Source organism: Streptomyces sp. NPDC003247 (genome assembly GCF_042888135.1).
In the GTDB taxonomy this organism is placed as follows: domain Bacteria; phylum Actinomycetota; class Actinomycetes; order Streptomycetales; family Streptomycetaceae; genus Streptomyces.
Genome location: NZ_JBIAPF010000002.1, coordinates 318,545 through 340,377 on the forward strand (window position 1 = coordinate 318,545; position 21,833 = coordinate 340,377).

At 72.8% G+C, this 21,833-nt stretch carries 19 protein-coding genes; 12 read left to right on the plus strand and 7 right to left on the minus strand.

The window, feature by feature from the left end:
* A complete protein-coding gene (locus ACFYWQ_RS06410) occupies positions 1-255 on the plus strand; it encodes a hypothetical protein (protein ID WP_389513354.1) in 255 nt (84 codons plus the stop codon).
* A 201-nt stretch (positions 256-456) separates the two neighbouring features.
* Here ACFYWQ_RS06410 and ACFYWQ_RS06415 read toward each other — a convergent pair whose 3' ends face one another.
* The gene (locus tag ACFYWQ_RS06415; RefSeq protein WP_389513356.1) at positions 457-2,847 is read right to left on the minus strand and encodes a glycoside hydrolase family 3 N-terminal domain-containing protein; all 2,391 of its coding nucleotides are present in this window, start codon (positions 2,845-2,847) and stop codon (positions 457-459) included.
* 139 nt (positions 2,848-2,986) lie between these two features.
* Between ACFYWQ_RS06415 and ACFYWQ_RS06420 the strand changes: the two genes are divergently transcribed.
* From ACFYWQ_RS06420 to ACFYWQ_RS06430, 3 genes are all read left to right on the plus strand, one after another.
* Positions 2,987-4,054, plus strand: coding sequence for a LacI family DNA-binding transcriptional regulator (locus ACFYWQ_RS06420; RefSeq protein WP_389513358.1), 1,068 nt, complete (start codon positions 2,987-2,989; stop codon positions 4,052-4,054).
* Positions 4,055-4,140: 86 nt separating this feature from the next.
* Positions 4,141-5,502 carry an endo-1,4-beta-xylanase gene (locus ACFYWQ_RS06425; RefSeq protein WP_389513360.1) on the plus strand — a complete coding sequence of 454 codons (1,362 nt, stop codon included), beginning with the start codon at positions 4,141-4,143 and terminating at the stop codon, positions 5,500-5,502.
* Between the two features lie 100 nt (positions 5,503-5,602).
* On the plus strand, positions 5,603-6,676 hold the full coding sequence (locus ACFYWQ_RS06430; protein WP_389513362.1) for an LCP family protein: 1,074 nt from the start codon (positions 5,603-5,605) through the stop codon (positions 6,674-6,676).
* Between the two features lie 298 nt (positions 6,677-6,974).
* Here ACFYWQ_RS06430 and ACFYWQ_RS06435 read toward each other — a convergent pair whose 3' ends face one another.
* A complete protein-coding gene (locus tag ACFYWQ_RS06435; protein ID WP_389513364.1) occupies positions 6,975-8,171 on the minus strand; it encodes a methyltransferase domain-containing protein in 1,197 nt (398 codons plus the stop codon).
* Between the two features lie 102 nt (positions 8,172-8,273).
* On the opposite strand from ACFYWQ_RS06435, the gene ACFYWQ_RS06440 reads away from it, so the two are divergent.
* Both ACFYWQ_RS06440 and ACFYWQ_RS06445 read left to right on the plus strand, forming a co-directional pair.
* Complete coding sequence (locus ACFYWQ_RS06440) at positions 8,274-9,206, plus strand: polysaccharide deacetylase family protein (RefSeq protein WP_389513366.1); 933 nt, start codon at positions 8,274-8,276, stop codon at positions 9,204-9,206.
* Positions 9,203-10,021: a polysaccharide deacetylase family protein gene (locus ACFYWQ_RS06445; protein WP_389513368.1), complete on the plus strand. Its 819-nt coding sequence runs from the start codon at positions 9,203-9,205 to the stop codon at positions 10,019-10,021. Before ACFYWQ_RS06440 ends, ACFYWQ_RS06445 begins: the two co-directional genes overlap by 4 nt.
* A gap of 12 nt (positions 10,022-10,033) precedes the next feature.
* On the opposite strand, the gene ACFYWQ_RS06450 is transcribed toward ACFYWQ_RS06445, so the two are convergent.
* Positions 10,034-10,309: a hypothetical protein gene (locus tag ACFYWQ_RS06450; RefSeq protein ID WP_389513370.1), complete on the minus strand. Its 276-nt coding sequence runs from the start codon at positions 10,307-10,309 to the stop codon at positions 10,034-10,036.
* Between the two features lie 516 nt (positions 10,310-10,825).
* Between ACFYWQ_RS06450 and groES the strand changes: the two genes are divergently transcribed.
* On the plus strand, positions 10,826-11,134 hold the full coding sequence (gene groES / locus ACFYWQ_RS06455) for a co-chaperone GroES (protein WP_385066786.1): 309 nt from the start codon (positions 10,826-10,828) through the stop codon (positions 11,132-11,134).
* A gap of 122 nt (positions 11,135-11,256) precedes the next feature.
* Entirely contained in the window at positions 11,257-12,882 is a 1,626-nt protein-coding gene (gene groL / locus ACFYWQ_RS06460; protein ID WP_389513373.1) for a chaperonin GroEL, read from the plus strand.
* A 209-nt stretch (positions 12,883-13,091) separates the two neighbouring features.
* Here groL and ACFYWQ_RS06465 read toward each other — a convergent pair whose 3' ends face one another.
* From ACFYWQ_RS06465 to ACFYWQ_RS06475, 3 genes are all read right to left on the minus strand, one after another.
* On the minus strand, positions 13,092-13,781 hold the full coding sequence (locus tag ACFYWQ_RS06465; protein ID WP_389513375.1) for an ester cyclase: 690 nt from the start codon (positions 13,779-13,781) through the stop codon (positions 13,092-13,094).
* Between the two features lie 103 nt (positions 13,782-13,884).
* A complete protein-coding gene (locus tag ACFYWQ_RS06470) occupies positions 13,885-14,658 on the minus strand; it encodes an SDR family NAD(P)-dependent oxidoreductase (protein WP_389513377.1) in 774 nt (257 codons plus the stop codon).
* A gap of 595 nt (positions 14,659-15,253) precedes the next feature.
* Positions 15,254-15,922: an MOSC domain-containing protein gene (locus ACFYWQ_RS06475; protein WP_389513379.1), complete on the minus strand. Its 669-nt coding sequence runs from the start codon at positions 15,920-15,922 to the stop codon at positions 15,254-15,256.
* A 92-nt stretch (positions 15,923-16,014) separates the two neighbouring features.
* Between ACFYWQ_RS06475 and ACFYWQ_RS06480 the strand changes: the two genes are divergently transcribed.
* Entirely contained in the window at positions 16,015-16,923 is a 909-nt protein-coding gene (locus ACFYWQ_RS06480) for a LysR family transcriptional regulator (RefSeq protein WP_389513381.1), read from the plus strand.
* 265 nt (positions 16,924-17,188) lie between these two features.
* Here ACFYWQ_RS06480 and ACFYWQ_RS06485 read toward each other — a convergent pair whose 3' ends face one another.
* Positions 17,189-17,515, minus strand: coding sequence for a WhiB family transcriptional regulator (locus ACFYWQ_RS06485; protein ID WP_389513383.1), 327 nt, complete (start codon positions 17,513-17,515; stop codon positions 17,189-17,191).
* Between the two features lie 379 nt (positions 17,516-17,894).
* Here ACFYWQ_RS06485 and ACFYWQ_RS06490 point away from each other — a divergent pair, with 379 nt between their 5' ends.
* From ACFYWQ_RS06490 to guaB, 3 genes are all read left to right on the plus strand, one after another.
* Positions 17,895-18,506, plus strand: coding sequence for a response regulator transcription factor (locus ACFYWQ_RS06490; RefSeq protein ID WP_003948568.1), 612 nt, complete (start codon positions 17,895-17,897; stop codon positions 18,504-18,506).
* A gap of 974 nt (positions 18,507-19,480) precedes the next feature.
* On the plus strand, positions 19,481-20,068 hold the full coding sequence (locus tag ACFYWQ_RS06495) for a sigma-70 family RNA polymerase sigma factor (RefSeq protein WP_389513386.1): 588 nt from the start codon (positions 19,481-19,483) through the stop codon (positions 20,066-20,068).
* 188 nt (positions 20,069-20,256) lie between these two features.
* On the plus strand, positions 20,257-21,765 hold the full coding sequence (guaB, locus tag ACFYWQ_RS06500; protein WP_389513388.1) for an IMP dehydrogenase: 1,509 nt from the start codon (positions 20,257-20,259) through the stop codon (positions 21,763-21,765).
* Positions 21,766-21,833: the final 68 nt, after the last annotated feature.

A 21,833-nucleotide genomic window follows, 5' to 3' on the forward strand; every position in this document is an offset into this window, starting at 1 on the left:
ATGACGGTCGCGTTGATGTGGGAGGCCCGGGCGGCACAGGGCCGCGGGGCGGAGCTGCTGGCGTGGGTGCGCGGGCAGCGGCTCTCGCCCGCACCCCTGCGCCGCGAGGTCCTCCGCGCCCCGCAGGACCGGGTGCTGGTCATCACGTGGTGGGACGCGGAGTACGACGCCGACGTGCCCGAACTGCCCGAGCCGGACGGGGAGCTGGTGAGCCGGTCGGTGCACCGCTGGCGGTTCGAGGCGGTGGAGGAGTAGGACCTCCGGCCCGGAGCGCCCCTCCATCCCCGAGGCACCCCCCGAGGCCCCCCGAGGCGCCCCCGAAGGCACCCCTTGGAGCGGCCCCCGAGGGGCCCCCGGAGGGCGCGCCCCCGAGGCCCCCGGAGCGCCCCCGAGGCACCCCCCGGAGCGCCCCCGAGGCACCCCCCGGAGCGCCCCCGAGGCACCCCCCGGAGCGCCTCAGGCGCGCTCCGGGGGCGCCTCCGCCGCCTCCGCCTCCACCTGAGTCTCCGCCTCCGTCCCCACTACCGACTCCGCTCCCGCATCCACCTCCACCCCCACCTCGCACCGCAGCCTCCGCCCCGCTCCCGCCTCCCGTACCGGCCCGGTCAGGGTCAGACGGGCCGTGTGGCGCACGTCCGCGCTGGACGCCCCCAGCCGCAGTTCCAGCGCCCCGGGTTCGACCACCCGCCGGCCCGCGCGGTCGGTGAACGCCGACAGGTCGGTGTGGAAGCGGAAGGTCACGCGGGCCGACCCGCCGGGTTCCAGCGCGACCCGCTGGTAGCCGACGAGCCGTACGTCGGGCCGGGTCACGCTCGCCACCGGGTCGTGCAGATAGAGCTGGACGACCTCGGCGCCCGGCCGGTCGCCGGTGTTGCGGACGGTCACGGACAGGTCGTACAAGCCGTCGGTGCCGATCTCCGCGTCCGGGGTCTCGGCGTCCTCCCACGCGAACGTCGTGTACGACCTCCCGTACCCGAACGGGTACAGCGGCGTCGGGTCCAGGCTGCTGACCTCGTCGGCCAGGCCCAGGGGCGGCTGGAGGTACGTCCACGGCTGGCCGCCCACCACGCGGGGCACGCTCACGGGCAGCCGGCCCGAGGGGTTGACGCGGCCCGACAGCACCCCCGCGACCGCCGGGCCCCCCTCCTCGCCGGGGAAGAAGGCCTGGACGACGGCGCCCAGCCGGCCGTGCCAGCGGCCGAGGGCGTAGGGGCGGCCGGTGAGGAGGACCAGGACCACCGGGACGCCCGTCGCCACGAGGGCGTCCAGCAGCTCACCCTGGACGCCCGGCAGGCGCAGGTCGGCCACGTCGCAGCCCTCGCCCGAGGTGCCCCGGCCGAACAGGCCCGCCCGGTCGCCCAGGACGGCCACGCACACGTCCGCCTCGGAGGCCCTCGCCACCGCCTCCTCGAAGCCCGACCGGTCCGGGTCGGAGACCGGGCAGCCCTCCGCGAACGTCACCTTGGCGTCGGGCAGCTCGGTGCGCAGCGACTCCAGCAGAGTCGGGATGTCGATGCCGAGCTCCACCTCGGGGTGGTGGGTGAGGACGTGGGAGGGGAAGGAGTAGCAGCCGAGCATCGCGAGCGCGTCCGCCGCCCGGGGGCCGACGACGGCGACCCGGCTGTCCGGGGACAGCGGCAGCAGGCCGTCCGGGTTGTCCAGAAGCACCACCGACTCCTCCGCCAGCCGGCGGGCCACCGCCCGGTTGGCGGGGGAGTCGAGCCGGGCCGGCACCGGCTCGGCCGGCTCCGGCCGCCAGTCCGCGTCCAGCAGGCCCAGCTCGCACTTCTGGAGCAGGACGCGGCGGGCGGCCCGGTCGACCAGGTCCTGCGGGACCTGCCCGTCCCGTACGGCCGCCACGAGGGCCTCGCCGTAGTACTTCACCGTCGGCAGCTCCACGTCGACGCCGGCCTCCAGGGCCAGCCGGGCCGCCTCCGCGGGGGTGCCCGCCACGCGGTGCAGGGTCTGGAGGAAGCCGATGCCGAAGTAGTCGGCGACCACCGTGCCGGTGAAGCCCCACTCCTCGCGCAGGAGAGCGGTCAGCAGCTCCGGGTCGGCGGAGGCCGGGACGCCGTCGCGTTCCGTGTAGGCGGCCATCACCGAGCGGGCCCCGCCCTCGCGCAGCGCCATCTCGAACGGCGGCAGCGTCACGTCCGCGAACTCGCGGGTGCCCGCCCGGACGGGCGCCAGGTTGCGGGCGCCCGCCGAGGAGGCGTACCCGGCGAAGTGCTTGAGCGTGGCGACGACACCGGCCGACTCCAGGCCGCGCACATAGGCCGCGCCGACCGTGCCCACCAGGTACGGGTCCTCGCCGATCGTCTCCTCGACCCGCCCCCAGCGCGGATCCCGTACGACGTCCAGGACGGGCGCGAGGCCCTGGTGGACGCCGACGGCGCGCAGGTCGCGGCCGATCTGCCGGGCCATCTCCTCCACCAGCGGCGGGTCGAAGGCGGCGCCCCAGGCGAGCGGGACCGGGTAGGCGGTGGCCCGCCAGGCGGTGAAGCCGGCCAGGCACTCCTCGTGCGCGACGGCGGGGATGCCGAAGCGGCCCGCCTCGGTGATCCTGCGCTGGGCCAGGGCCAGGGCGCGGGCACCGACCGCCGGGTCCACGGGGGCCGTGCCGAAGGAGCGGGTGAGCTGGCCGAGCCCGTGGGTGATCAGTTCGGCCCAGTCGTAGTCGGCGGTCATGTCGTGCTGGTGCGGGGCGACTCCGTCGCCGTCCGTCGCGGCGCCGACCCACACGCCGTACAGCTGGGCGGTCTTCTCCTCGAGGGTCATCCGGGAGAGGAGGTCGTCGACACGGGCGGCGGCGGGCAGGGCGGGGTCACGCCAGGGGGCGGTGGTCATGAAACTCCTGTCAGAGGTCGGTGAGCCACCGGTCGGGGACCGATCGTGCGAATGTTTCGATATACACTTCGAATGTTCCGGGAACCTAAGGCCCGGCGAGGGGTTCGTCAAGAGGTCGTGCGGGGATACGATCGCCGCCATGACACCCTCGGAGCCCGCGCAGACGCGGACGGAAGACCGGCCGACACGGCGTTCGGCGGGGCAGACCGCGACCCTCGCGGAGATCGCCCGAGAGGCCGGCGTCTCGGCACCGACTGTTTCGAAGGTCCTCAACGGCCGTGCCGATGTCGCGCCCGCGACCCGCGCCCGCGTGGAGGAGCTGCTGCGCGCCCACGGCTACCGGCGCCGGCGCGCCGAGGCGACCCGCTCGCCGTTGATCGACCTGGTCTTCCACGAGCTGGAGAGCGCCTGGGCGATGGAGGTCATCCGGGGCGTCGAGAACGTCGCGCGGGACGCCGGGCTGAGCGTCGTGCTGAGCGAGAGCGCGGGACGGCTCACGCCGGGGCGGACCTGGGCCGACCAGGTCGCCGCCCGCCGCCCGCACGGCGTGGTGCTCGTGCTGTCCGGGCTCGACGAGTCCCAGCGCGCGCTGCTGACCAGCCGTTCCATCCCGTTCGTGGTGATGGACCCGGCGGGCGACCCGGGGGCGGACGTGCCCTCGATCGGCGCCACCAACTGGCAGGGCGGGCTCGCCGCCACCCGGCACCTGGTCGAGCTGGGACACCGGCGGATCGGGGCGATCAGCGGACCCGCGCAGATGATGTGCAGCCGGGCCCGCGTCGACGGCTACCGCGCGGCCCTGGAGACGGCCGGGCTGCCGGTCGACCCGGGGCTGATCATGACCGGTGACTTCCACCACGAGACCGGCTACCGGCTCGGGCGTGAGCTGCTCGCCCGCCCCGACCGGCCCACCGCCGTCTTCGCCGGCAACGACCTCCAGGCCCTCGGCTGCTACGAGGCCGCCCGTGAGCTGGGCCTGCGCATCCCCGAGGACGTCAGCGTGGTCGGCTTCGACGACCTGCCGGTGGCCCGCTGGGTGGGCCCGCCCCTGACGACCGTGCGGCAGCCGCTGACCGAGATGGCCGAGGCGGCCGCCCGGCTGGTGCTGGAGCTGGGGCGCGCGGAGGAGGCGCCGGCGGCGACCCGGGTGGAGCTGGCGACCAGTCTGGTGGTGCGGACGAGCACGGCGGCGCCGCCGGTGGCCTGAAGGTGACGTATTGACGGGTGGGGAGGACGCCTCCACACTCCTCCGAAGTCAATCGGTTGCACGACCGAAACTTTCGGAGGCCTGTCATGAGATCCTCCGCACCATCCTTACGGCGCCGTCTGGCGGCCCTGTGCGCCGGCGCCGCGGCCGTCGGCGCCCTGCTCACCGCCGGTTCCACGACCGCCCACGCGGCCGACGAACCGCTGCGCGACCTCGCCGCCGCCCAGGGCAAGGTCATGGGCACGGCCGTCACCGGCTCCAAGCTCACCGGCACCTACGGTGACATCGCGGGAGGGGAGTTCAACTGGCTCACCCCCGGAAACGCCATGAAGTGGGGCTCGGTCGAGCCGACCCAGGGGACCTTCAACTGGGCCGAGGCCGACCAGATCGTGGACTTCGCCGAGGCCCACGACCAGGAGGTGCGCGGCCACACCCTCGTCTGGCACAGCCAGAACCCGAGCTGGCTGACCAACGGCAGCTGGACCTCCGCCCAGCTCGCCACCCTGCTCCAGGACCACATCACCACCGAGGTCGACCGCTACGAGGGCCGCGTCGCCGCCTGGGACGTCGTCAACGAGCCCTTCAACGAGGACGGCACCTACCGCTCCACCCTCTGGTACCAGGGCCTCGGCGCCGACTACATCGCCGACGCCCTGACCTGGGCGCGGGCCGCCGACCCGGCCGCGAAGCTCTACATCAACGACTACAACGTCGAGGGCGTGAACGCGAAGTCCACCGCCCTGTACGACCTGGTCAAGTCGCTGAAGGAGCAGGGCGTCCCGATCGACGGCGTCGGCCTCCAGGCCCATCTGATCCTCGGCCAGGTGCCGTCCACCCTCCAGCAGAACATCCAGCGCTTCGCCGACCTCGGCGTCGACGTGGCGATCACCGAGCTGGACATCCGGATGACGTTGCCGTCCGACAGCGCCAAGCTCACCCAGCAGGCCGCCGACTACAAGGCGGTCATGAACGCCTGCCTGGCGGTGACCCGGTGCACCGGCGTCACGGTGTGGGGCTTCACCGACTCCGACTCCTGGATCCCGAGCACCTTCCCGGGGCAGGGCGCGGCGACGCCGTACGACGAGAACTTCGCGCCGAAACCGGCGTACTACGCGATCGTCGAGGCGCTCGGGGGCACCGTGACGCCGCCGACGGGCGCGTGCACGGCGGTGTACAGCGTGACCAGCCAGTGGAACACCGGCTTCACGGGGCAGGTGCGGATCGCCTGCTCGGGGGCGGCGCTGTCGTCGTGGACGGTGAACTGGACGTACGGGGCCGGGCAGCAGATCACGCAGGCCTGGAACGCGAACTGCACCCAGTCGGGGGCGGCGGTCACCTGTTCCAACGCCTCGTACAACGCGACGGTTCCCGACGGCGGTTCGGTGACGTTCGGCTTCAACGCGTCGTGGAGCGGGAGCAATCCGGTGCCGACGGTGACGCTGGGGTGAGGGGGCGCCGGGGACTCGGGCCGCCCGGGCTCCGGGAAGTCTGAGAGACTCCGAATCAATCCCTCACAGTCCGCTCATAATCCAAACTTATGTTCCTCCCGTGACGGGACACGACGCGAACGCACACGCGAACGCACACGCGCACGGACAGCGGGGCCGGCGGTCCAGAACGCTCAGGGCCGTCGGCCTCACCCTCGCCGTCACCCTCGTCCTGGGCGCCGCCGCGGCGGGCTGGGTGTACTGGCACCTCAACGACAACATCACGGGCGTCGACCTCGACAACGCGCTCGGCGACGACCGTCCGGCGCGCGCGGTGACCACCCCGTCCCCGTCCGGTACGGCCTCCGCCGCCCCGCTGCCCACCGGGGCCCTCAACATCCTGGTCCTCGGCTCCGACTCGCGCAGCGGAGCCGAGAACCGGGAGCTCGGCGGCGGCGACAGCACGGGCGCGCGCTCCGACACGGCGATGGTCGTCCACCTCGACGCCGGCCGCACCGGCGCCACCGTCGTCAGCATCCCGCGCGACACCCTCGTCACCCGCCCGTCCTGCCCGCTGCCGTCCGGCGGTTCGACGGCGGAGGCGTACGGCGTGATGTTCAACACCGCCTACGCGGTGGGCGGCCCGGTCTGCGCGGTCAAGACCGTGGAGTCGATGACGAACGTCCGCATGGACCACTTCGTCGAGGTCGACTTCTCGGGGTTCGCGAAGCTCGTGGACGCGCTCGGCGGCGTGACCGTGACCACCGAGGAGGACATCGACGACGAGGACAGCCACCTGCGCCTCGCGGCCGGGACCCACCGTCTCGACGGCACGCAGGCCCTCGCCCTGGCCCGCACCCGGCACGGCATCGGCGACGGCAGCGACCTCGGCCGCATAGGCCTCCAGCAGACCCTGGTGAAGGCCCTGCTGGAGCAGATCTCCGCCACCGACCTGCTCACCAGCCCCACCCGGCTCTACTCCGTCGCCGACGCGGCCACCGGCGGACTCACCACCGACACCGGCCTGGACTCCCTCGCCGAGCTGACGGAACTCGCCCAGAGCCTGAAGGGCCTGTCGTCGGCCCACGTCACGACCGTCACCCTGCCCGTGGTGACCGCACCGACGGACCCCAACCGCGTGGTCCCCCAGGAACCAGCGGCGACCGACCTGTGGACATCACTCACCCAGGGGTGACACCGGCAGACACTGTCACGCCGGTCAGGCGACCGGCGTAAAGGGGCGCGGGGAACTGCGCGACCAGCCACCCACCCGCCGCGGCCCGCAACGCACAGCCCCCCTGCCCGCAATCAGGGGGCTCCCACTGGCCGCCCGGTCAGCTGCCCTGCGTAAAGGGGCGCGGGGAACTGCGCGACCAGCCACCCCGCCGCCGCGGCCCGAAGCGCACGGGACCACGCACCCCGTGCCCGGATCCGGCGTCCCCGGCCCGGGCGGGGGCACGTCACCGCCTTCGGTGACCGACCGGCCGGCGCGGTCAGGAGCCGGAACCGCCCCCGGCGGTACCGGCGCCCCCGACCGGCCCCCCGATCAGCATCGTCGGCGCCCCCGCGACCCGCGTCAGGAACACCGTCGCCGCGTTCGGCCCCTGCGGCTTCACCTTCTTCCGCAGTTCCTCCGGCTCCACCGCCGACCCGCGCTTCTTCACCGTCAGGATCCCCACCTCCCGCTCCCGCAGCAGCGCCTTCAGCTTCTTGACGTTGAAGGGCAGCCGGTCGGTGATCTCGTAGGCGGTGGCGTACGGCGTGGGCCGCGCCTCGTCGGCGGTGACGTAGGCGATGGTCTCGTCGATCAGGCCGCCGTCCACCTCCCGGGCCACCTCGGCCACCAGGTGCGCCCGGATGACGGCGCCGTCGGGCTCGTAGAGGAAGCGGCCGACGGGGCGGACGCCGGGGTCGGGCAGCCCGGTGCCGAGGAGCGTGCGCGGGCCGGGCAGCAGGGTGGCGCGGACGGCGCCCGGTGTGGTCCCGAACCACAGCACCGCCTCCTTCACGTCCCCGCCGTCCGAGATCCACTCGGCCTCCGCCCCGTCGGGCACCGCCTCGTGCGGGATGCCGGGGGCGACCTTCAGCGCGGCGTGCGGGGCCCGCAGGGCGGCCGAGACGGCCCAGGACAGGGGCGGTGAGTACGCCTCGGGGTCGAAGACGCGCCCGCGCCCCCCGCGTCGGGCCGGGTCCACGAACACGGCGTCGTACCCGGCCGTGTCGACGTCCGTGACGTCGGCCTCCCGCACCTCGATCAGATCGCTCAGCCCCAGGGCCGCGGCGTTCTCCCGGGCGACCGCCGCGGTCAGCGGGTCGCGGTCCACGGCGAGGACCCGGATGCCGGCGCGGGCGAGCGCGACGGCGTCGCCGCCGATCCCGCAGCACAGGTCGGCGACGGAGGTGACGCCCAGTTCGCGCAGGCGCCCCGCGCGGTGGGCGGCGACCGAGGCGCGGGTGGACTGCTCGACCCCGTTCGGCGTGAAGAACATCCGCTCGGCGTCCCGCGCCCCGAACTTCGCCACCGCCCGCTGCCGCAGCCGCGCCTGCCCGAGGGCGGCCGAGACGAGTGCGGCGGGGTGGTCGCGGCGCAGCCGGGTGGCGACGGCGAGTTCGTCCGCGGGGGCGGTGTCGCGTACGGCGTCGAGGAGGGCGCGGCCCTCGGGGGTGAGGAGCGGGGCGAGGTCGTTCACCGGCTCATTGTGGGCCAGTCGGTGGACGGTGCGCGTCCGCCCGCGGTGCCGGGCGGGGTGTCGGGCGGGGTTCGCGGGCCGCGACTGCGAGGATCCGGCGCCATGGGATCAGTCGTACAAAACGATAAAAAGGCGGTGCGGCGCATGAGGATCCGGGGCGGCATCGCCGTCCTCGCCCTGACCGCCATCGCCTCGGGCTGCGCTCAGGGCGGCTCGGGCACCGCCGGTAGCCGTCCCGCCGCCGGCCAGGAGGCCGGTCAGGCACCGCCGGAGCGCGCCCTGCACTCCTACGCCGACAAGCTGCGCGCCGACCACGCGGCCCGGACCGCCGCGGCGGAGCGCTGGGGCCTGCGCGAGGTCCCCCTGGCCGCGCCCGCGCCCCCCGCCCGCAAGCCGCACATCACCACCCGCGACGGCTTCGAGGTCAGGGACCACGAGGACCTCGGGCTGCCGCCGGTCTTCACCCGCGTCCCCACCAGGGACAAGGTCGTCTTCCTCACCCTCGACGACGGCGCCGAGAAGGACCCGGCGTTCCTGCGCATGATGGCCGAGCTCCGGATCCCGTACACCGCCTTCCTCAGCGACTACCTGGTCAAGGACGACTACGCCTACTTCGAAAGGATGAAGGCCGCGGGGGTCGGCCTGAACAACCACACCCTCCACCACCGCTACCTGCCGAGCCTGTCGTACCAGCGCCAGAAGCAGGAGATCTGCGGCATGCAGGACGTGATCGAGGAGCACTACGGCGAGCGCCCGGCCCTCTTCCGGCCGCCGTTCGGGAACTACAACCGGGCCACCCTGCGCGCCGCGAAGACCTGCGGCGTGCGGTACGTACCACTCTGGAGCGAGGAGGTCTTCGTCGACCGCTGGGAGTACCGCGAGTGGGACCACGACCTCCACCCCGGCGACATCGTCCTGAGCCACTTCCGCGGCCGGGACGACTGGAAGGGCACCATGCCCGACATGATCCGCCGGTTCCTGAACAAGGTCACGGAGAAGGGATACGCGGTGGCACGCCTGGAGGACTACCTGTGAGAGCGCGGGGGCCGCTGGCCGTACTGCTGATCCTGGCGACCCTGACCGGCTGCGCCCAGTCCGTCGACCCGATCGAACGGCTGGGCAAGAAGGCGGCGGAACGGGTCCACCCGCACGGTCCGGACGCCGGCCCGCCCCACCGCCGCTGGGGCCTGACGGCCCCCCTGGCCCCCGCGCCCACCCGCCCGTCCCGCCCCTCCGGGCCCCTGTCCGGCAGCCCCGGCGGTACGGCCCTCCCGCCGGTCGTCGACCACGTCCCGACCCGCGACAGGGTCGTCTTCCTCACCTACGACGACGGCGCCGAACGCGACCCCCGCTTCGTCGACATGGTCCGCGACCTGCGCCTCCCGGTCACCATGTTCCTCACGGACAGCGTGGTCGGCCCCGGCTACGGGCACTTCGCCCGCCTCCGCGCCGTCGGCGCGACCCTTCAGAACCACACCCTCGACCACGCCGCCCTGCGCGGCCTGCCGTACACCGGCCAGCGCGCCGAGATCTGCGGCCAGCAGGAGAAGCTCCACGCCCGCTTCGGCGTCCGCCCCCGCCTCTTCCGCCCGCCCTACGGCAGGTACGACACCACGACCCTGCGCGCCGCCGCGGACTGCGGCATCACGGCGGTCGTCCTCTGGCGCGCCGCCATGGGCCCCGCCGACCTCACCTACACCCGCGGCACCCACAGCCTCCGTCCCGGCGACATCATCGCCGTGGACCCGGACGAGTCCCTGGGCCCGACGCTGCGCGAACGCACGACCCGCCTGCTGCGCCGGATCCAGGAACAGGGTCTGACGGTGGCGCGGCTGGAGGACTACGTGTGACGCCGGGGGAGTTCAGCGGGCCCACACCTGCACGGCGAGCACCAGCAACACCGCTCCCGTCACCGCCTGCGCCGCCCCGGTGACGGGATACCCCTTCCGGTACAGCACGACGGCGCTGCCGAGCGCGGCCACCCCGGCCACGCCGAGGTAGACCAGCAGCGCCGTCGGACGCCCGCTCATCACCAGGATCACGGCGATCAGATACCCGCAGGCGACCTCCACCGGCACGAGGAGCCCCGCCAGGCAGCAGCCGGCGGAGACTGCGGAGACGGAGGAACGGGAACTCATGGCGGAACGCTACGAGATGCGGCCCGCCCGGCGATCGGCAATCGGGAACGAGGCCGTTCAGGCCGGCAGCGGGGCCCGGCACCGACCGGCAGCGGCGGTCCGGCACCGGAAGGCAGTGCGGTCCGGCCCCCGAAGGCAGCGGCGGTCCGGCACCGGAAGGCAGCGGCGCTCGGCACCCGAAGGCCTCGGGGTCCCGCCCCCGAAGGCCGCGGCGGTCCGGTACCGGAAGGCAGCGGCGCTCGGCACCCGAAGGCAGCGGCGCTCGGCACCCGAAGGCAGCGGCGCTCGGCACCGGCCGCCGGGGGCGCTCACGCCGGCGAAAGTCGCGCCGCGCCCCGCCGGATTGGCACTCCGCTTGACCGAGTGCTAATCGCGGTCATAGTCTCAGCTCTGGCACTCCCCCCAGGAGAGTGCCAACACAGCGACGGGCAGGTCCGGCACCCGCGACGACGGATCGACCTGGTCGCCACCTCAGACAGTTAACCCCGTGAGATCTCCGAAGGGGGAGGTCGGATCGTGACGACCGCCAGCTCCAAGGTTGCCATCAAGCCGCTCGAGGACCGCATCGTGGTCCAGCCGCTCGACGCCGAGCAGACCACGGCCTCTGGCCTGGTCATCCCGGACACCGCGAAGGAGAAGCCCCAGGAGGGCGCCGTCCTCGCCGTGGGCCCGGGCCGCTTCGAGAACGGCGAGCGCCTGCCGCTCGACGTCCAGGTCGGCGACGTCGTCCTGTACAGCAAGTACGGCGGCACCGAGGTGAAGTACAACGGCGAGGAGTACCTCGTCCTCTCGGCTCGCGACGTCCTCGCGATCATCGAGAAGTAGTTCACCCGAGCACATTTGTTGCTTGAAGCTGCGCCCCTGGCCCCCGCGACCACATAAGAAGCCGGGCGCCCGGGGCGCAGTTTCTTTCTCACCCACAGATTTCCGAGAGGGCTCCCGCTGTCATGGCGAAGATCCTGAAGTTCGACGAGGACGCCCGTCGCGCCCTCGAGCGCGGCGTCAACAAGCTGGCCGACACGGTCAAGGTGACGATCGGCCCCAAGGGCCGCAACGTCGTCATCGACAAGAAGTTCGGTGCCCCCACCATCACCAACGACGGTGTCACGATCGCCCGCGAGGTCGAGATCGAGGACCCGTACGAGAACCTCGGCGCGCAGCTGGTGAAGGAGGTGGCGACCAAGACCAACGACATCGCGGGTGACGGTACGACCACCGCCACCGTGCTCGCCCAGGCGCTGGTGCGCGAGGGCCTGAAGAACGTCGCCGCCGGCGCCTCCCCCGCGCTGCTGAAGAAGGGCATCGACGCCGCGGTCAAGGCCGTCTCCGACGACCTGCTCGCCTCGGCCCGCCCGATCGACGAGAAGTCCGACATCGCCGCCGTGGCCGCGCTGTCCGCCCAGGACCAGCAGGTCGGCGAGCTCATCGCCGAGGCCATGGACAAGGTCGGCAAGGACGGTGTCATCACCGTCGAGGAGTCCAACACCTTCGGTCTGGAGCTGGACTTCACCGAGGGCATGGCCTTCGACAAGGGCTACCTGTCGCCGTACTTCGTGACGGACCAGGAGCGCATGGAGGCCGTCCTGGAGGACCCGTACATCCTCATCAACCAGGGCAAGATCTCCTCCATCGCCGACCTGCTGCCGCTGCTGGAGAAGGTCATCCAGACCAACTCCTCCCGCCCGCTGCTGATCATCGCCGAGGACGTCGAGGGCGAGGCCCTGTCGACCCTGGTCGTGAACAAGATCCGCGGCACCTTCAACGCGGTCGCGGTCAAGGCCCCGGGCTTCGGTGACCGCCGCAAGGCGATGCTCCAGGACCTGGCCGTCCTCACCGGCGCCACCGTCATCTCCGAGGAGGTCGGCCTCAAGCTCGACCAGGTCGGCGTCGACGTGCTCGGCTCCGCCCGCCGCGTCACCGTCACCAAGGACGACACCACGGTCGTCGACGGTGCCGGCAACGCCGAGGACGTCACGGGCCGCGTCGCCCAGATCAAGGCCGAGATCGAGAACACGGACTCCGACTGGGACCGCGAGAAGCTCCAGGAGCGCCTCGCGAAGCTGGCCGGCGGCGTGTGCGTGATCAAGGTCGGCGCCGCCACCGAGGTGGAGCTGAAGGAGAAGAAGCACCGTCTGGAGGACGCCATCTCCGCGACCCGCGCCGCGGTCGAGGAGGGCATCGTCTCCGGTGGCGGCTCCGCGCTGGTCCACGCCGTCAAGGTCCTCGAGGGCAACCTCGACAAGACCGGCGACGAGGCCACCGGCGTCTCCGTCGTCCGCCGCGCCGCCGTCGAGCCGCTGCGCTGGATCGCCGAGAACGCCGGCCTCGAGGGCTACGTCATCGTCTCCAAGGTCGCCGAGCTCGAGAAGGGCAACGGCTACAACGCCGCCACCGGCGAGTACGGCGACCTGGTCAAGGCCGGCGTCATCGACCCGGTCAAGGTCACCCGCTCCGCCCTGGAGAACGCCGCCTCCATCGCCTCCCTCCTCCTCACGACCGAGACCCTGGTCGTCGAGAAGAAGGAAGAGGAAGAGCCGGCCGCCGCGGGCCACGGCCACGGCCACTCCCACTGACACACGTCAGCACTGACACACGTCAGCACTGACACACGTCAGCACCGAGGCCCGGCGTCCCTCTCGGGGACGCCGGGCCTTCGCGTCGCCGCCACGCCCTTCAGCTCGGGAAGCAACCGGCCGAACACCTGTTCAGCCGTCCATGCGACGCGGCCGAGGGCTCCGTCCCCGGTCAGCCGGGGTACGGAGCCCCGGTGGAACCTCGCGGGCTACCGCCCGAGTACCCCCAACTGCTCCAGCAGACCCGCCCGGTCGTACTGCCACCACGCCTCGCAGATCATCCCGCCCCGGAAGCGGTGCCAGGTCATACCGGTCATGGCGACCTCCTGCCGGGTGGCCGGGATGCCCAGGAAGTCGCCCTTGTGGCGGCCGGTGAACGTCCAGCGCGTGCACACCGTGTCGTCCTCGGCCGTCTGGGCGTCGACCCGCATCGAGAAGTCGAAGGCCCGCCGCCAGCCGAGGACCTCCTCGCGCGCCGCCCGCAGCCCGGTGTCCCGCGGATTGGCGGGGTCGTGATCGACGTAGTCGTCCGTGAGCCGTTCCAGCAGGCGGTCGACGGGGGTCCGGCCGAGGTCCTCGAAGTACTCCCGCGCGACCTTCCGGTTGAGCTGCTCGTCCCGCACCACCTCGAGATCGGTGAAGGTGGGCATCTCGTCGCACAGGGCCACCATGTCCTGGAAGATCCGGTCGGTCTCCGGGAGGTTCGAGTTCCGCATCGCCTCCTCGTACGACGGGAACTCCACGATCTCGATGAGGTGCGACGCGTCCGAGCGGTCCTTGGCGACCAGCGCGTGCGTCGCGGTCCGCTTCCCCTTGGTCTGTTCGACCCATGTGTCCAGCAGCCGGTTCATCTCGTCGAACCGGCTCGTCTTGCAGTCGATGAGCTGTACGAACGTCATGACGCCGCCTCCGGCCCCCCTGGGTCCGGTTGTGTCACGCCCATTTTCCCACCGGAGCGCCGACGCCACCCGGCCGCCCGCCACCGGCGGCCGGCCCCGCTCCCTACTGGGGGCCGTACTTGCGCCCGGTCCGCGAGCTGACCCCGCCGAGCAGGCCCCTCGGGACCACCTTCACCAAGCCCATCAGCGCCTTGTACCGCGGGTCCGGGATCGACACCGACTTGCCGCGCGCCAGGTCGTGCAGCGCCGCCGTCACCAGCTTGTCCGCGTCCAGCCACATCCAGTTCGGGATGTTGTCCGTCCCCATCCCGGCACGCTCGTGGAACTCGGTCCGTACGAAGCCCGGGCACAGCGCCATGAGCCGCACCCCGCTGCCCGCCAGGTCCTTGGCGGCACCCTGCGTGAACTGCACGACCCACGCCTTGGACGCGCCGTACGTGCCGCGGGGGAGGAAGGCGGCCACCGAGGCGACGTTGACGACGCCCCCGCGCCCGCGCTCCCGCATCGCCGTGGTCGCCGCCGAGGTCAGCCGCAGCACCGCCTCGCAGTGCACCTTGAGCATCCTCAGCTCGTCGGCCATCGGTACGTCGAGATAGCGGCCCTTGTTGCCGAAGCCCGCGTTGTTGACGAGCAGGTCGACGGGGTTCCTGCGGTCGCCGAGCCGGTCGGCCACCACCTCGATGCCCTTGTCCTCGGCCAGGTCGGCGGTGAGCACCTCCGCCTCGATGCCGTGCCGGTCGTGCAACTCGGTCGCCTGCTCGCGCAGCCGCCCGGTGTCCCGGGCGACGAGCACGAGGTCGTGCCCGTCCGCCGCCAGCCGCCGCGCGAACGCGGCGCCGATGCCCGCGGTCGAACCTGTGATCAGAGCCGTTGTCATGGCAGAAGGGTAGTGACCCGGACCGGCACACTCCGCTCTCTGCACGGCGCCTCCCGAAGGTGAAGGCCGCGTGCGCACGCCCCCTCCCGGCGCCCCGTGCGCGCACCCCGCCGACGACCCCGTGCGCGCGCCCGGGTGACACCCGTGCCCCTCCCCGACGACGCCCGTGCCCCCTCCCCGGTGAATCCCGTGCGTCCGCCGGGTGACGCCCGTGCGCAGACCGGGTGGCGCCCGCACGTACGTCCGGTGGCGGCCGCCCGTACGTCCGGTGGCGGGCCGCCCGTAGACCGGGCGGCGGCGGTCCGTACGCCCGGCGGCGGCGGCCCATAGGCCGGGCGGCGGCGGCCCATAGGCCGGGCGGCGGCGGCCCATAGGCCGGGCGGCGGCGGCCCATAGGCCGGGCGGCGGCGGCCCGTAGGCCGGGCGGCGCCCGCACCGTACCCCGGCGTGGCGACGGCACGTAGGCCGAGGGACGACAGCACCTGGACCACCCGGTGCCGACAGCACCTGGACCACCCGGTGCCGACGCACGTGGTCCAGCTGCCGACGGCACATGGGCCAGGTGACGCCCGCGCGTACGTCCGGCGGCGACGGCTCAGGCGCCGTGTTCGGCGACGTACTTCCGGGCCGCCGCCAGGGTCTCGGAGTGCAGCGCCTCGCCCGCGGCCAGCAGGCGTGGCAGCAGCTCCCGGTGCGTGGTGACGGCCTGGAACTGCATGCGGGCCGTCACCTCGTGCTCCGGCAGGTGGACGATCTCGACGGGGTCCCCCGCGCGGATCTCGCCCGGCGTGATCACCCGCAGGTACGCGCCCGTCGCGGCCTTCTGCGTGAACCGCCTCACCCAGCGCTGCTCACCCACGTGACCCTGGAAGGTGCGGCAGGGAACGCGTCCGGCCGTCACCTCCAGCACCACATCGGCGCCGACGCGCCAGCGCTCGCCGATCCGCGCGCCGGAGACGTCCAGGCCGGTGAGGGTGAGGTTCTCGCCGAACACGCCGTTGGACAGCGTGCGCCCCAGCTCGCGCTCCCAGTCGTCGAGGTCCTCGCGGGCGAAGGCGTACACCGCCTGGTCGTCGCCGCCGTGGTGCCGCAGGTCGCACACCGCGTCCCCGGCGAGGCCACTGCCCGCCGTGCCGCTCGGCCCGGGCGCCGACACCCGCACCGGCCCGTCCGTCGGCCGCTTGTCGATGCCGGTGACGCCTTCCGGATGATGCGTGAACGGCGAGTTTTTCGGGCGGCCGAGATTCACAGACAGAAGCCTCATGGCCGCACGGTAAGCGAGCCACGGTCAAAGTGTCGACGCGTTACCCGCCGCGAGACCCAAGGCACCCTTATGTGCGCGGGTATCCTCGAAGGGTGATCGAGGCCCGTCACCTCCGTGTGCTGCGCGCCGTGGCCGCCACCGGCTCCTTCTCCGCGGCGGGACGCGAGCTGGGCTGCACCCAGCCCGCCGTCAGCCAGCAGATGAAGGCCCTGGAGGCGTCCGTCGGCACGCCCCTGCTGGTGCGCAGCGGCCGTGAGATGCGTCTCACCCAGGCAGGTCAGGCTCTCGTACGGCACGCCGCCGGCATCCTCGCGGGGCTGACCGCCGCCGAGGAGGAGGTCGCCGCCATCGCCGGACTGCGGGCCGGCCGGGTACGTCTCGTCTCCTTCCCCAGCGGCAGCTCCACCCTCGTCCCGACCGCGCTGGCCGCCCTGCGTGCCGCGCACCCCGGCACCCGCGTCTCGCTGGAGGAGGCCGAGCCGCCCGAGTCCGTCGACAAGCTGCGCGCCGGCGACTGCGACATCGCCCTCGCCTTCCGCTACGAGGACGCGCCGGGCGCCGAGGAGTGGGCGGACCTGGTCGTCCGCCCACTGCTGACGGACCGGCTCGTCGCCCTCCTCCCGGAACGCCACCCGCTCGCGGACGCCCGCTCCCTCGACATCGGCGAACTCGCCGGGGAGCCGTGGATCGCCGGCTGCCCGCGCTGCCGGGGCCAGCTGGTGGAGGTCTGCGAGGGGGCCGGCTTCACTCCCCGTATCGACTTCGCCACGGACGACTACCCGGCGGTGGCCGGTCTGGTGGGCGCGGGCCTCGGCGTCGCCGTCCTGCCACAGCTCGCGATCGAGTCCGTACGGCCCCGTGGGGCGCGCGCGGTGACGCTGGAACCGGCGGTGCGGCGGGAGATCGTCGCCCTCACGCTCCCCGATCTGGCGCAGGTGCCGGCGGTGGCGGCGACGCTGGAGCAGTTGGGCCGGGCGGCCGCGAGGGGCCAGGAGCGGTAGCGGTCTCGGAGCGGCAGCGGTCCCAAGGGCGGTGGCGCTCACAGGGGGCGGCGGCTCACAGGAGGGTGGCGGCTCACAGGGGGCGGCAGCGGTCAGAGAGACGGGAGACGGTCCCCACGGCCCCCCTGGCGCGGAGGTGACCTCAGGCGCGGGAGCGGTCGGGAGCGGTCTCGGGTGCCGCCGACGGCGGTGGGACAAACGGGTGCGGGACAACGGATGCAGGCACGCGTGGACCCAGCCCCCCGACGCGTGCAGAAACGTTCCTTCAGTTGTTCTGGGCGGTGTCGGCACCCGTCGACGCCGACACCAGGCGGTGGCGCGCCCGGCCCATGAGCTCCTCGCGTTCGTCCTCGGTCAGCCCGCCCCACACGCCGTACGGCTCTCTCACCGCCAGGGCGTGTGCCGCGCACTGGGCGCGGACCGGGCACCTCATGCAGACCTCCTTGGCCGAGTTCTCGCGAGCGCTCCGCGCCGCCCCGCGTTCGCCCTCCGGATGGAAGAAGAGCGAACTGTCCACCCCGCGGCAGGCAGCCAGGAGCTGCCAGTCCCACAGGTCCGCGTTCGGTCCGGGAAGGCGGGAGAAATCTGCCATTGTGTGACCCCTTGTAGCCGTTTCGAGCGGATACGGTGCCCACGACCGTACAACTACGATCTAAGGAGATGAAAATATGACTCATTGCGAATCTAGCCTCAGACACCAGTAAATGGGAAGAAATAGGGCTAAACGGGGCATCGGTTGTGATGAAACCTTGAGGGTCCGCGCGGCTGCCTCCGCCGTGTCCGCCCCCTCACGTAGAGTGCCGAAGAGTGCACGCAGCCCCGTAACTCTTTCGAGTGACCGTCGTTGAGAGTGCGGAGGCGGTTGAAAACCCAAACGCTCGGGCAGGCGTCCGAGACGGTCGACCGCACAGGTGACGATTCGTACCAGCCTGGAGGCACAAGGTGACGCGCATCAGCTGCGGAGGGCGGCCATGACTTCCGTCCTCGTCTGCGACGACTCCCCGCTTGCCCGAGAGGCGCTCCGCCGCGCGGTCGCGACCGTGCCCGGCGTCGAGCGCGTGACGACGGCGGCCAACGGCGAGGAAGTCCTCCGCCGCTGGGGCGCCGACCGCTCGGACCTGATTCTGATGGACGTGCGCATGCCCGGACTGGGAGGCGTGGAGACCGTACGGCGGCTGCTGTCCGCCGACCCCGGCGCGCGCATCATCATGCTGACCGTCGCCGAAGACCTCGACGGCGTCGCGCTCGCGGTCGCCGCCGGCGCCCGCGGCTACCTGCACAAGGACGCCTCGCGCGCCGAACTGCGCGCGACCGTCACCCAGGCCCTCGCCGACCCGACCTGGCGGCTCGCCCCGCGCCGGCTGCGCTCCGCCGAGATGGGTGCCGCGCCCACGCTCACGGCGCGCGAGATCCAGGTGCTGGAGGGCATGAGCCACGGCCGCTCCAACGCCGAGATCGGCCGTGAGCTGTTCCTCTCCGAGGACACCGTCAAGACCCACGCCCGTCGGCTGTTCAAGAAGCTCGGTGCCTCCGACCGCGCGCACGCCGTGGCGCTCGGCTTCCGCTGGGGACTGGTCCGCTGACCCGGCCGGCCCCCTCCGGAGCCGGTCGGCGCCGCCGCCGACGACGACGGGCGCGGGGCAACGCCGATGCCCCCGCGCGAATCCGTTCGACGTGAACCCGTTCGAGTGGAGGGGGCGTGCAGAGACGGACGAGTCCGGGCCGACTGGGGCGGCCGTAGTGACCGGGGCGGCCGTAGTGACCGGGGCGGCCGTAGTGACCGGGGCGGCCGTAGTGACCGGGACGGCCGTGGTGACCGGGACGCTTTCAGTGGCCAGGGCTGCCGGAGCGACCTCGGCGGCCAGGGTGACTGAAGCGCCGACGCGACGGGCGCGCTCCACCTCCCCGGCACGACCCGCCGCACCGCCCCGGGCGCTGCCCCCATGGCCATGCGCCGCCGACACGGGCGGACGGCCCCCGGACGCGGACCGCCGACCGCGTGCCCACGCCGTCGACACCGCCCGTGGCGCCTCCGTCCGCCACGCTCCCGCAGGCAGCACGTCCGCAGATCGCACGTCCGCAGGTCGCACGTCCGCAGGTCGCACGTCCGTCCGTCGCACTTCCGTACGTGGCGCCTCCGGCCGCGGCGCGCGGGACACCCCCGCCCGTCGGACGGTGGCCGATCCTGCGCGCGGACCGGCGGCGGAGGACCGGGCGCGCGGACCAGCGGCGGAGGACCGGGCGCGCGGACCAGCGGTGGAGGACCGGGCGCGCGGACCAGCGGTGGAGGACCGGGCGCGCGGACCGGCGGGAGAGCCGGTACGCGGAGCGGCGGACAAGCCGGTGGACGGGCGTCGCACAGCGCTTCGCCGGGTGCCCGCTGCTCGTTTCGCCGCGGATGCCGCATCCTTGAGGTGTGGAGTTCCTCGGGGACGAGTCGGTCGAGCGGAAGGGGAGGGCGCAAGGGATGAGTTCCGGCGCACCTGCTCATAACGCTTCGGTGCACAACGACGGACGTGGTGCCGCGGACCGTACGGCCGCAGGGCACCATGGACCGATGCGCGATGACGAGGCGGTCCGTGCCCAAGGGGCGATCGGCGCTCTCGTGCATCGCGCCGTCGACGGAGACGGGCAGGCCACCCACGACCTGCTCGCCCACGTCCACCCCTTGGCGCTGCGCTACTGCCGCACCCGGCTGTCCCGTCTGCCCGGTGACGCGCGCCACTTCGTGGAGGACCTCGCCCAGGAGGTCTGCGTGGCCGTCCTGCTGGCCCTGCCGCGCTACAAGGACACCGGCCGTCCCTTCGAGGCCTTCGTCTTCGCCATCGCCGCCCACAAGGTCGCCGACCTCCAGCGCGCGGCGATGCGCCACCCGGGCTCGACGGCGGTCCCGTCCGACGAGATGCCCGAGCGGCCGGACGACTCCCTGGGGCCGGAGGAGCGGGCCCTGCTCAGCAGCGACGCCGAATGGGCCAAGAAACTGCTGGCCAACCTGCCGGAGAACCAGCGGGAGCTGCTCCTGCTGCGCATCGCGGTGGGCCTCACCGCCGAGGAGACCGGCCAGATGTTGGGAATGTCACCCGGGGCCGTCCGGGTGGCCCAGCACCGCGCGCTCAGCAGACTGCGGGCGCTCGCGGAGCAGTAGTCCCCCGGCCGAGGGCACAGCGGAACTCCCCTGGCCAGGGGCGCCTCGGAACACCAGGCGCCACGACGGCGTCGTACGAACATACGAAGCTCGGGGCCGTCGTAGGCCGTGGAATCGTGGAATGCGGGAGGTGCGCTTCCCGTTAGCATGGACATCCGCACCGAGCAAGGCCATTTGGGGAAGGTGTCATGACTGCCAACGTCGACGGAGTGCCCGACAAATTCGCGACACTCGGGCTGACCTACGACGACGTGCTGCTGCTGCCGGGCCCGTCGGACATGGCTCCCGACGAGATCGACACCGCCTCGTACGTCTCCAAGAACGTGCGGGTCAACATCCCGCTCCTGTCCGCCGCCATGGACAAGGTCACCGAGTCGCGCATGGCGATCGCGATGGCCCGCCAGGGTGGCGTCGGTGTTCTGCACCGCAACCTCTCCATCGAGGACCAGGCCAACCAGGTCGACCTCGTCAAGCGCTCCGAGTCCGGCATGGTGGCCAACCCGATCACCATCCACCCGGACGCCACGCTCGCCGAGGCCGACGCGCTGTGCGCCAAGTTCCGCATCAGCGGCGTCCCCGTCACCGACGGCGCCGGCAAGCTCCTCGGCATCGTCACCAACCGCGACATGGCCTTCGAGAACGACCGCACGCGCCGGGTGCGCGAGGTCATGACGCCGATGCCGCTGGTCACCGGCAAGGTCGGCATCTCCGGCACGGACGCCATGGAGCTGCTGCGCAAGCACAAGATCGAGAAGCTTCCGCTGGTCGACGACGAGGGCGTCCTCAAGGGCCTGATCACGGTCAAGGACTTCGTCAAGGCCGAGAAGTACCCGCGCGCCGCCAAGGACGCCGAGGGCCGCCTCCTGGTCGGTGCCGCGGTCGGCGTGGCCGGTGACGCCTTCGAACGCGCCCAGGCGCTGATCGAGGCGGGCGTCGACTTCATCGTCGTCGACACCGCGCACGGCCACTCCCGCCTGGTCGGCGACATGATCGCCAAGATCAAGTCGAACTCCTCCGGCGTCGACGTCATCGGCGGCAACATCGCCACCCGTGACGGCGCCAAGGCCCTCGTCGACGCGGGCGCCGACGGCATCAAGGTCGGCGTCGGCCCCGGCTCCATCTGTACGACCCGGGTGGTCGCCGGCATCGGCGTCCCCCAGGTCACCGCCATCTACGAGGCCTCGCTCGCCGCCAAGGAGGCCGGTATCCCGGTCATCGGCGACGGCGGCCTGCAGTACTCCGGTGACATCGCCAAGGCCCTCGTCGCGGGCGCCGACACCGTGATGCTGGGCTCGCTCCTCGCGGGCTGCGAGGAGTCCCCCGGCGAGCTGCTCTTCATCAACGGCAAGCAGTTCAAGTCGTACCGCGGCATGGGCTCCCTCGGCGCCATGCAGACCCGCGGCGACCGCCGGTCGTTCTCCAAGGACCGCTACTTCCAGGAGGGCGTCGCCTCCGACGAGCAGCTGATCCCCGAGGGCATCGAGGGCCAGGTGCCCTACCGCGGCCCGCTGTCCTCCGTCGTCCACCAGCTGGTCGGCGGCCTGCGCCAGTCGATGTTCTACGTCGGCGGCCGGACCGTGCCGGATCTCCAGGCGAACGGCCGGTTCGTCCGCATCACGTCGGCGGGCCTGAAGGAGAGCCACCCGCACGACATCCAGATGACCGTCGAGGCGCCGAACTACAGCGCCAAGCGGTGACCGAAGTGGCCCCCACGCGCGCGTGAGGACCCGTACAGGGGCGGCTCCGGAACTCCGGGGCCGCCCTC